Consider the following 10851-nt stretch of genomic DNA (forward strand, 5'->3'; position numbering starts at 1 on the left):
GGTTCCTGACATGTCAAGGGTAGGTAAGGTTTTTCGCGTTGCATCGAATTAATCCACATCATCCACCGCTTGTGCGGGTCCCCGTCAATTCCTTTGAGTTTTAATCTTGCGACCGTACTCCCCAGGCGGTCTACTTCACGCGTTAGCTGCGTTACCAAGTCAATTAAGACCCGACAACTAGTAGACATCGTTTAGGGCGTGGACTACCAGGGTATCTAATCCTGTTTGCTCCCCACGCTTTCGTGCATGAGCGTCAATCTTGACCCAGGGGGCTGCCTTCGCCATCGGTGTTCCTCCACATCTCTACGCATTTCACTGCTACACGTGGAATTCTACCCCCCTCTGCCAGATTCAAGCCTTGCAGTCTCCATCGCAATTCCCAGGTTAAGCCCGGGGCTTTCACGACAGACTTACAAAACCGCCTGCGCACGCTTTACGCCCAGTAATTCCGATTAACGCTTGCACCCTACGTATTACCGCGGCTGCTGGCACGTAGTTAGCCGGTGCTTATTCTTCAGGTACCGTCATTAGCCCAGGATATTAGCCTGAACCGTTTCTTCCCTGACAAAAGAGCTTTACAACCCGAAGGCCTTCTTCACTCACGCGGCATTGCTGGATCAGGCTTGCGCCCATTGTCCAAAATTCCCCACTGCTGCCTCCCGTAGGAGTCTGGGCCGTGTCTCAGTCCCAGTGTGGCTGGTCGTCCTCTCAGACCAGCTACTGATCGTCGCCTTGGTGAGCCTTTACCTCACCAACTAGCTAATCAGATATCGGCCGCTCCAGGAGCATGAGGTCCGAAGATCCCCCACTTTCATCCTTGGATCGTATGCGGTATTAGCGTAACTTTCGCTACGTTATCCCCCACTCTTGGGTACGTTCCGATATATTACTCACCCGTTCGCCACTCGCCGCCAGGTTGCCCCGCGCTGCCGTTCGACTTGCATGTGTAAAGCATGCCGCCAGCGTTCAATCTGAGCCAGGATCAAACTCTTCAGTTTAATCTCTGTTTTTGCTACTTTCGTAGCATGTCGCTCACTCAAAATACTGACCGTCACTCATTGCTGAGCAACGTATTTCTTTTGCGTGAACATTTGATAATTTAAGCATTCAGTATCACCGAAGCGATACTGGCACTTCATCAAACGCCCACACTTATCGACTGTTGATTGTTAAAGAGCTGTATTCGGTACTGCCTTGCTGCGCTTGCGAATCGTTTTGTTCGTCAGCAGCAGAGAAGCGAGATTATGCAGTGTTTCGCGATGTTCGTCAACTTCTTTTTCCCGCTTCGTGGCGTCGATTTCCTCTGGATTTCGACCGTGCCGTGAAGCGGACGCGCAGTATAGCAACCGCCCAGCAACCTTGCAAGCTCAGCCGTATCAAATAGCTGGCGCCGCGGCATGCTGTTTCAGCCACGCCAGCGCACGCGGTGCCGCACTCAATATAGAGATATGACCATCTTCGAGCTGCAGCCACGACACGGCCGAAGGACAGTGACGCGCCAGCCATTCGGCATGCGACGTCGGCACCATCCGGTCCTGCCCGCCGTGCAGCAGGAGCACCGGCCGCGTAATACACGCGCAATCAAAACCCCACGGCGAGACATACGCGACGTCGTCATCGATCAGGCCATCGGACCCGGCCGCCAGCGCCGGCCCGACGACACGATCGAACCACGACCACGGTCCCGCCAACGCATTCCAGTCGGCCTCGATGAACGATTCCCGATCGAATTCCGGGGACGCAGCTTCGTACGCGGCCTTCTCCGCCCTGCCCGCCCGCGCGGCGCGCAGGCCCGCGATGCCGGATGGCCGCATCCCGGCGAACCAGTCGAGTCCCGCGGCGTCGAAGGGCGCCAGCCCGGCGATGCTGACGGCAGCCAGAACGCGGTCCGGCAACAGCGCGGCACAGGCAAGCGCGTGCGGACCGCCGCCCGAGTGGCCGACAACAGCGAATTGGCCGATGCCGAGCCGGTCGGCGATCCGCGCGACGTCGAGGGCAGCCGACGCGACATCGCGCCCCGGTCGCGGCGTCGAGCCGCCATAGCCAGGGCGGTCGTAGCCGATCCAGCGCAGCCCCAGACGGGCAGCGTCGGCAAACAGCGGCTCGGGCGGCAGACCGATGTTCGGCGTCCCGTGCAGCCAGAAAACCGCCAGGCGGCCACTCCCCTGCTCGTAAAAGTGCAGCGTGCGCCCGTCATCCAGTGCCAGGTCTGTTTCCGTCATCTCGGCTCCTACGGTTGTGCGCCGACGGGCTGCCGCCGCAACTGCTCCGCATCCTTCAACGGCGGCGCGCCGAACAGGCGGCGGTACTCGCGGCTGAACTGCGACGGGCTTTCATAGCCCACCTCGTAGGCGACACTGGCCGCCTCGACGTCGCCGCTCATCAGCATCTTGCGCGCCTCGAGCAGCCGCACCTGCTTCTGGTACTGCAAAGGGCTCATCACCGTGGCGGCCTTGAAGCGGCGGTGCAGTACCGAAGGACTCATGTGCACCGTGCGCGCCAGCGCGTCGATGCTGAGCGGCTCGTTGTAATGCGTGCGGATCCATTGTATGGCCTCGCCCACCGCGCGCTCGCGCTGGCTGCCGACGACGCCCCGACTCAGCGTCGCCCCGCCCGGCGCCGTTACGAGGTGATAAATCAGCTCCTGCTTGAGCAGGCGGCCCAGCACGGGCAGGTCGCGCGGCCGGTCGAGCAGACGGAGAAGCCGCACGAACACGTCCAGCATCGCATCGTCCGCACGTTCGACCGTGATCGCGGGCGGGTCGGCGTCCGCCAGCGGCAGCTGCAGTTGCATCTCCAGCACGAACGCCGCCACCTCCTTCGGATCGATGTCGACGCGGATGCCGTAGTACGGCGCCGCATCGGTTGCGCGTATGACCTGGCCGGACACGGGCATCGCCAGACCCGCCTGCACATAACACCCGGGGCCGTAGCGCAGCACCTGCGAGCCGACCAGCATCTCCTTCTCGCCCTGCACGAGCAGGCAGACGGACGGCGTCAGGATGCCGCGCCCGGCGGGCGTCGGCGCCGGCCGGCGTATGAGCCAGAGCCAGGGCAGCCCCGTCGCCAGGTCGAGGTTGCCCACGCCCGCGCCGCGCATCGCCTGCCCGACGAGGTCCAGGAGCCGGGTTTCAGAGTGCCTTGTCATGACCCATGATGGCTTTCGGTTCGAGATAGGTCTCCAGGCCGAAGACACCGAACTCGCGTCCCAGGCCGGACTGCTTGAAGCCGCCGAACGGGGCTTCCGGTGCATCATACAATCCATTCACGAACACGCGCCCTGCCTGAATGCCGGCCGCCACGCGGTTCGCGTGCGCCAGGTCCGCGCCGAACACGTACGCGTGCAAACCATATGGCGTGTCGTTGGCGATGGCGATCGCCTCGTCGTCGTCGCGGTACGGGATGATGGACAGGACGGGCCCGAAGATCTCGTCGCGGGCGATGGCCATGTCGTTGCGGACGTCGCCGAACACGGTCGGCCGCACGAAATAGCCCCGTTCCAGCCGGTCCGGACGCCCCGGCCCGCCCGCCAGCAGGGTCGCGCCCTCCTCGATCCCCTTGCGGATATAGTCCTGCACGCGCTCGTACTGCTTGCGCGTGACCATCGGCCCCACGTTCACGCGCGGGTCGCTCGTCGGGCCGACGACCAGGTCCTCGAACGCGCGCACCGCCAACGCATGCGCCTCGGCGACGCGGCTCGCAGGCACCAGCAGCCGCGTGCCCGCGATGCACGCCTGGCCGCTGTTCATCACGGCGGCCAGCGCCGCCAGCGGCATCGCCTTCGCGAAGTCGGCATCGTCGAGCAGGACGGTCGGCGATTTGCCGCCCAGTTCCAGCGTCACCCGTTTCATGGTGTCGACGGCGCCGCGCGCGATCGCCTTGCCGACGCTCGTGGACCCCGTGAACGAGATCTTGGCGATGTCGGGGTGGCGCGTGATCTCCGCGCCGACGACGTCGCCGCGGCCCGTGACGATATTGAAGACCCCCGGCGGCAGTCCCGCGCCGTGCATCACGCGGGTGATGAGCTCCGTCTGCGCGGCACTCAGTTCGCTGGGCTTGACGACGGCCGTGCTGCCGGCGGCGATCGCCATCGACAGCTTGGTCGCGATGAAGCCGATGTTCGCATTCCACGGCGTGATCAGCCCGACGACGCCATGCGGCACCATCGTCACGCGCGCGCCGCCGACCTCGCGCTCGAAGGCATATTCACCCAGCAGCCGGCGCGCGATCGCGAACGATGCGGCGGCGCGGCGCGCGGTCCCCGTCGCCATCGCCGTCGTGCCGCCGTATTCGGCGACCATGACGTCGACGATGTCCTGTTCGGCGGCGCCGACGGCGTCGTGCAGGCGCTGCAGCCAGTCCATGCGTTCTTCCCGCGTCGTGCGCGCCACGGCCGGCAACGCCGCCTTCGCCGCCGCGATCGCGCGCTGCGCGTCGACCTCGTCGGCCAGGATCACGGTCGTCGTTTCGCGCTCGGTGACGGGATCGAGCAGGACGAGCGGCTCGCGCCCGTGCGGGGCAACGAACGCGCCGTTGATATAAATGGTATCGATGGTTTTCATGGCAGGGCTCCTCGTGAACGATGGATTCATCATAGGAGTCCGGGCCCGCCCGGCGGTAGCAGGATACTGACGAAGGATTGCCCGATCCTGCCGATCTGGCGCGGATCAGGCAGTGCGCACCAGCGCCTCGAACGCCTGCGCCGCGCGGCTGCGATAGCGTTCGCGGTGGCGCAGCAGGAAGAAGTCGCGCGGCGGCAGGTCCACGCGCACCTTGGCGAGCAAACCCGCCGCGATGTACGGCGCCGCGACCAGTTCCGACAAGACGGCCACGAAGCCCGCGCTCATCACGGCCGCGCGCACGGCCTCGTTGGACGGCAGGGTCAGCGCGACCTGCAGCGCGGCCAGGTCGACGCCCTGCGCCGCCAGCATCTCTTCGAGCGCGGACCGCGTGCCCGATCCCGGCTCGCGCATGATCCAGCGGGCAGCCTGCAGGTCGGCGGCGGCGAGCCTGCGCTTGCGTGCCCACGGATGGCCGGGCGCGACGACGATGGCCATGTGATCCTGGCCGATGCGCTCCGCGACCAGCGCCGCATCGTCGATGCCGCCCTCCACGAGTCCGAGATCGGCCTCGCCCTCGCGCACCGCGTCCGCCACGGACTGCGTATTGCCGACGTCCAGCCGCACGTCGATCTGCGGATGCGTCTCGCGAAAGCGCACGAGCAGCGGCGGCAGCCAGTAGCTGGCGATCGTCTGGCTGGCCTGCAGCGCGAGTACACCGCGCGCCAGTCCGGCCAGTTCGACGAGCACGCGTTCGGCGCCGGCCGCGCGGGCCAGCGTGGCGCGCGCCTCGTCGAGGAAGATGCGGCCGGCGGCATTGACTTCGATGCGCCGCCCGACCCGGTCGAACAACGGCGTGCCGTAACGCTCTTCCAGCGCGCGCAGCGATGCGCTGACGGCGGACGGTGTCAGCGCGAGGACATTCGCCGCCTGCGTCAGATGCTGGCGTTCGGCGACGGCGACGAAGATGCGGAGCTGGTCGAGGGTCATCGTTCGATTGAAGTGAATGATCTGTGCGGAATTTTAAGATGGACCGAACGATCTTGTCGAGCCGATACTGCGGGCTCGAACCAGGAGAACACCATGAACGATAAGATCTTCACGCTCATTCCGGGCATCGCGCTGAGTGCCGCCGTCACGGGCGCCGCCGTCCTGCTGGAGCGCGGCGAGACCGCCCTCTTCGGCCGCGCATGGCTCGAAAGCCTCGTCCTGGCGATCCTGCTGGGGAGCCTGGTCCGCACCGTCGCGACCGTCCCCGCCGCGTGCGAAGCCGGCGTGCGCTTTTCCGCCAAGGTCGTCCTCGAACTGGCCGTGATGCTGCTCGGTGCATCCATCAGCGCCGGCGCGATCGCCGCGCACGGGCTGCCGCTGCTGGGCGGGATCGCGCTGTCGGTCGTCCTCGCGATCGCATTCAGCTACACCGTCGGCCGGCTGCTGCGGCTGCCGCACGAGATGGCCGTGCTGGTCGCGTGCGGGAATTCGATCTGCGGGAACTCGGCCATCGCCGCCGTCGCGCCGGTCATCGATGCGCAGGGCAAGGACGTCGCGTCGTCGATCGCGTTCACGGCCGTGCTGGGCGTCGTCGTCGTGCTCGTGCTGCCGCTGCTCGACCGGGTCCTCGGACTGACGCCCCTCCAGTACGGCATCTTCGCCGGCATGACCGTGTATGCCGTGCCGCAGGTGCTGGCCGCGGCGGCGCCCGTGTCGCAGGCGAGCGTGCACATCGGGACGCTGGTAAAACTGGTGCGGGTGCTGATGCTGGGACCCGTCGTGCTCGGGCTGTCGCTGTTCCGGCGCGACGGCGCGCGCCGCGCCTCGCTGCCGCTGGCGCAACTCGTCCCGTGGTTCATCGTCGGCTTTCTCGCGCTGATGGCGCTACGGTCCGTCGATGCCCTGCCGGCCGTCGTACTCGAACCGGCGCACGTGGCCTCGGGCTGGCTGACCAGCATGTCGATGGCGGCCCTCGGCCTCGGCGTCGACGCCCGCGCCGTACTGCGCGCGGGCGGCAAGGTGACGGCGACCGTCGTCGTGTCGCTGGTCGGGCTGGGCGCGATCAGTTGGGGGCTGATTGCGCTGCTGGGGATCCGGTGACCGGATAGTACGGGCTTTCGAGCGGCCCGAGATAACTGGGCCGCAGCCCGCCCGCATCGATGACAAGGCGTTGCAGCACGAGACCCGGATCGAGCGCCCAGAACTTCACCGTGTGGCGGCCGGGGCGTGCGACACGATGCGTGGTGACGAACTGCGCGACGCCGTCCGAGACGATCTTGCTCCAGTGGCGTTCGGAACCGTCCGCATGGACGTTGACCACCTGCGGCGCCTCGTCGTCGATCGAGACGGCGTAGCGGAAGCCCTCGCCCGGCTGGAACTTGAGCGTCGGTCCGAGGACGGCCTGCAGTTTCAGCTCACCGGCGGTGAACAGGTGCACCTCGTACTCGAGCCGCATGCCATCCGCGACCTTCAGCGCGTCCGCCGCGACCGGCAAAGTGGTCATGCCGGACAGCGTGCGGCCATAGCCGGGAATCCTCAGCCACTGCCGGCCGGATGGCGCCAGCGCGCGGGTGTAATGCTCCGCCTCGATCGCGACGACGCCCTGCGTTTCCACGTGACCCCGCGCCGTGTCGGGCGCCAGGCCGGCCGGTTTGTGCACGGGCACCTTGACCTCGACCTGCGCCTTGGCCGGACCGCTGATCGTCAGCGATGCCACCGTGGTGCCGGCGGGGACCGCGCTCCAGTCCACGTCGACGACGATGCGCTGGTCCTTGCTCACGCGGCCGGCCTTGTGACTCAGGCGGATCCACGGATGGCTCGTCGTGATGGCATAGTCGAACGGCTGGGCGCTCCGGTTGAACAGCTCCAGATGACGCGGCTGCTTTTCGAAGACGTCCAGCGGCGGCAACACGAGCTGGCGGATCGGGAAGACGGGCCAGGCGATGGCGTCGCCCTGCACCGCGACGCCCATCTGGTCGGACGGGTGAATGCCGTTCGGCGCCGCCAGCTGGCCGGGCGCGGGAACGCGCAGCTCCGACACGGCCGGCATCACGTCGCGGTAGGGCTGGTCCCAGTTGGTGTAGCCGAAACGCGTCTGCGACATCATGTGATTCCATTTGCCGCCGCTGATCTCGCGCTGGTATTTATTCGCGAGATCAGCGTCGCGCTGGAACAGCTGGCGCACGCGCGCCGCCATGTCGTTCGTCGTCACGCGGCCCTGGCGTGCGTACAGGCGATTGAGGCCGGTCGACACGTACATGTCGAGCGCATTCGCGGACGCGCGCACGGGATATTCCACGAGCTGGAAGTAGGCGTCGCGCATGTTCGCGGGCAGCGTGCGGCCGACGCGCACCGCTTCGTCGGCGAGCGCGTTGTAGTCCGCGACGACGCGCTCCGCCTCATCGTAGTTGGTGAGGCTGTAGGTCTCGGGCTCCAGCTGTTCCGGACGGCGCCGCGCGTTGTAGCGCGTGTACTTGTCGACGATGGACGCGATGTCTTCCGCATGCGCCGCGCCGAATTCACGGGTGGCCCAGGCACGCAGGTACTCGGGCAGCCGCTCCGCCGGCCACGCTTGCGGGTTCCACGCATACGCCATGAAGAATTCGGTCGGCACCTCCATCGGCTTCAGGTCGCCCACGTTGACGACCCACAGCCGGTTCGCGCCGTACTCGTTTGCGAGGTTCATCTGCTCCCACACCTTGGCGATCTGGGTCACGTTCAACCATTTGTACGAGCGGGGACCGCCGACATAATCGAAATGGTAGTAAACGCCGGCACCGCCGCTGCGCTTGCGTTCCTCGGCGGTAGGCAGGCGGCGGATATTGCCCCAGTTGTCGTCGCACCAGAGCAGCAGCATGTCGTCCGGGACGCGCATGCCCTTCTCGTAATAGTCCTGCACTTCCTTGTAGAGGGCCCACAACTGCGGCACCTTCTCCGGTTCCTGGCCGAGCTCCTTCCTGATGATCGCGCGCTGGTCGCGGACGATCTGCTGCAGCAGGTCGACGTTGGCGTCTTCCGACATCGGCTCGTCGCCGTCGCCGCGCATCGCCATCGTGATCACCTTTTCGTAATCGCGCGTATTGCGCAGGCCCTGCGCCCAGAAGTCGCGCAGCACCTCGCCGTTGCGGTGGTAATCCCACGGCCCCTTGCCGTAGCGCTTCCACTCCTGCTGCGCCCTCATCATCGGTTCGTGGTGGGACGTGCCCATCACGATGCCCATCGTGTCGGCGAGCTTGCCGTTTTCCTTGTCGTCGTCATAGAACGACGAGTACCACATGGCCGGCCACAGGTAATTGGCGCGCATGCGGAGCATCAGTTCGAACAGCTTTTCGTAGAACTTGTGATTGAAGCCGCCGAAGCGCTCCTTCGCCCAATTGGTCAGCACTGGCGCCTCGTCGTTGAGGAACAGGCCGCGGTACTGGACGGTCGGTTTTTCCATGATGCGCGTGTCGAGCGGCACGCTGAGCGAGCGGTGATGCACGACCGGCACGTCGGCCCACCAGTACCAGGGCGAGACGCCGATCTGTTCCGACAGCGTATAGATCCCGTAGATCGTGCCGCGCTTGTCGCTGCCGGCGATGACCAGGGCGCGCTGCACACCGGGCATCGGGTCCGCGACCGCCTGGATGACGAAGCCTTCCCACTGGCCGGCCAGCGCACGCGTGTCGATCTTGCCCTGTTGCGCGAGGCGGTCGATCAGGCCATGGCGCCCGAGCGTGCCCACGATGATCACGTCGCCCGACGCCGCCGGACGGTCGACCTGCCATTGCGGCGTCTTGCCCGTCACGCTGCCGATGTCGCGCTGCAGGTCGCGTGCCGCGCGCAGCACGCCGGGATACTCGTCCGTGCCGACGACGATGGGCGCGGCACGTCCGGCCTGGACCAGCGCAACGCCGGCCTTGCCCTCCGTGTCGACGAACCGCGCCGTGCCGATGGCGTGGACCTGGCCTGCGATCAGCAATCCCGCCACTGCCGTCACAAGGCGTAGCCATAAATCCCTACTTGTACTTCGCTGCATGAACGTCTCCTCCGTTGAATGACCGACGGTCCCCGGATGTTATAAAACATTGCTTTATCATTATTTTTGGTAGCGCAATCATTTGAGTCTACCGACAGCCGGGGTGCCGGTCAAACGGCTGCTACACTTCTATTTAGCCAATAAACAACAAAGGGGTTCCTATGCGCCAAGCCATCGTCCACATCGCCCTGGTCGTGCGCGACTACGACGAAGCCATCGATTTCTACGTCGGCAAACTCGGTTTCGAGCTGCTGGACGACACGTACCAGCCGGCGCAGGACAAGCGCTGGGTCGTGGTGGCGCCCCCCGGCGGCGCCGGCACCACCCTGCTGCTGGCCAAGGCATCGAAGCCGGAACAGGTGCCGTTCGTCGGCAACCAGGCCGGTGGCCGCGTCTTCCTGTTCCTGAACACCGACGACTTCTGGCGCGATTACGAACGTCTGCGCGGGCATGGCGTGCACTTCGTGCGCGATCCGAAGGAAGAGGACTACGGCACCGTGGCCGTGTTCGCGGACCTGTACGGCAACCTGTGGGACCTGCTGCAGCTGCGGCCGGACCATCCCATCGCCGCACGTCTGCGCGTTTACCAGCAGAGCGACGATGCATAGAGTGCAAGATTCCACATGACCCCGAGGGCGATGCGTGAAACTGATCAGAACGGCGAGCCTGGTCCGGCGACAAAAAGACTGCATCGTCCATTGTGAAATCGAGTTGTGCCTGGCCCCGGGCGCATCCGGCCGCTACCTGGTCAATCTGCGCCAGGGCCGCATGGGCGAGGAATGGCGCGAAACGACGCGCACCCCGCAACCCGTCGCCCTCGCCGACGCCGACACGCTGTTCCACCTCACCGTCACCGAATGCATGGCGCAGGGCTTCGTCGATCCGGCGGATCTCGCACCGGCAGCCATCCCCGCCGCGCCGCCGCCCATCCGTGTATCGACCGAGGCCGACCGCATCCTGCTCCATCGCCTAGACCATCGGCCGCTGCGGCGACGCCGGCGCGGCCGAGGCGATGCAGCAGTTGGCGGAACGCGGCGCCAGCGATGCCGTGCGCCGCGTCGCGCTGCACGCCTGGCTGATTCTGGCCGGCTCCGATGCGCGCCGCGACCATGCGCGCGCGCTCGTTGCAGACTGGCCGCACGTCCTGCGCGAGACATGGGCACAGGGGGAGATCGATGCGACGGCTGGCGCAACGTGCCGCTCGACGCCTGGCTGGAACAGCTCGACCAGGTTGCACAGGCCGACGACCAGCCGCTGGCGCGCCGCGTAGCCGTACAGCCCGTT

Annotated in this window: 8 protein-coding genes and 1 rRNA gene; 3 read left to right on the forward strand and 6 right to left on the reverse strand. The window is 66.0% G+C overall.

What is annotated here, in order from left to right; genetic code table 11:
• The 5 genes from ACEN88_RS15830 to ACEN88_RS15850 all read right to left on the reverse strand — a co-directional run.
• Positions 1-998 (reverse strand): 16S ribosomal RNA (locus ACEN88_RS15830); the annotation flags it as partial.
• Between the two features lie 378 nt (positions 999-1376).
• Entirely contained in the window at positions 1377-2222 is an 846-nt protein-coding gene (locus ACEN88_RS15835) for an alpha/beta fold hydrolase (RefSeq protein WP_413341044.1), read from the reverse strand.
• 8 nt (positions 2223-2230) lie between these two features.
• Complete coding sequence (locus ACEN88_RS15840) at positions 2231-3148, reverse strand: AraC family transcriptional regulator N-terminal domain-containing protein (RefSeq protein ID WP_413341046.1); 918 nt, start codon at positions 3146-3148, stop codon at positions 2231-2233.
• Positions 3132-4562, reverse strand: a complete 1431-nt coding sequence (locus ACEN88_RS15845) for an aldehyde dehydrogenase family protein (protein WP_413341048.1) — start codon at positions 4560-4562, stop codon at positions 3132-3134. The genes ACEN88_RS15840 and ACEN88_RS15845 overlap by 17 nt, the downstream gene beginning before the upstream one ends.
• Positions 4563-4667: 105 nt before the next feature.
• Positions 4668-5549: a LysR family transcriptional regulator gene (locus ACEN88_RS15850; RefSeq protein ID WP_413341049.1), complete on the reverse strand. Its 882-nt coding sequence runs from the start codon at positions 5547-5549 to the stop codon at positions 4668-4670.
• Between the two features lie 93 nt (positions 5550-5642).
• Here ACEN88_RS15850 and ACEN88_RS15855 point away from each other — a divergent pair, with 93 nt between their 5' ends.
• Positions 5643-6650 carry a YeiH family protein gene (locus ACEN88_RS15855; protein WP_413341051.1) on the forward strand — a complete coding sequence of 336 codons (1008 nt, stop codon included), beginning with the start codon at positions 5643-5645 and terminating at the stop codon, positions 6648-6650.
• Here the strand turns inward: ACEN88_RS15855 and ACEN88_RS15860 are convergent.
• A complete protein-coding gene (locus ACEN88_RS15860; protein WP_413341053.1) occupies positions 6613-9528 on the reverse strand; it encodes a glycosyl hydrolase 115 family protein in 2916 nt (971 codons plus the stop codon). The two genes, ACEN88_RS15855 and ACEN88_RS15860, sit on opposite strands and share 38 nt — an antisense overlap.
• 200 nt (positions 9529-9728) lie before the next feature.
• Between ACEN88_RS15860 and ACEN88_RS15865 the strand changes: the two genes are divergently transcribed.
• Positions 9729-10175 (forward strand): VOC family protein, encoded by a 447-nt coding sequence (locus ACEN88_RS15865; protein ID WP_413341054.1) that lies wholly within the window; start codon positions 9729-9731, stop codon positions 10173-10175.
• 34 nt (positions 10176-10209) lie between these two features.
• A partial coding sequence (locus tag ACEN88_RS15870; RefSeq protein ID WP_413341056.1) for a hypothetical protein occupies positions 10210-10851 on the forward strand: 642 nt, incomplete at its 3' end.

The sequence above is a fragment of the Massilia sp. CT11-108 genome, from assembly GCF_047302915.1.
GTDB classification, from domain to species: Bacteria; Pseudomonadota; Gammaproteobacteria; order Burkholderiales; family Burkholderiaceae_D; genus Telluria; species Telluria orientalis.

Excerpts from the sequence above, each read along its gene's own strand:
- ACEN88_RS15835 (WP_413341044.1), bottom strand. The coding sequence starts at position 2,222 with ATGACGGAAACAGACCTGGCACTGGATGACGGGCGCACGCTGCACTTT.
- ACEN88_RS15865 (WP_413341054.1), top strand. The coding sequence starts at position 9,729 with ATGCGCCAAGCCATCGTCCACATCGCCCTGGTCGTGCGCGACTACGAC.
- ACEN88_RS15855 (WP_413341051.1), top strand. The coding sequence starts at position 5,643 with ATGAACGATAAGATCTTCACGCTCATTCCGGGCATCGCGCTGAGTGCC.
- ACEN88_RS15840 (WP_413341046.1), bottom strand. The coding sequence starts at position 3,148 with ATGACAAGGCACTCTGAAACCCGGCTCCTGGACCTCGTCGGGCAGGCG.
- ACEN88_RS15850 (WP_413341049.1), bottom strand. The coding sequence starts at position 5,549 with ATGACCCTCGACCAGCTCCGCATCTTCGTCGCCGTCGCCGAACGCCAG.
- ACEN88_RS15845 (WP_413341048.1), bottom strand. The coding sequence starts at position 4,562 with ATGAAAACCATCGATACCATTTATATCAACGGCGCGTTCGTTGCCCCG.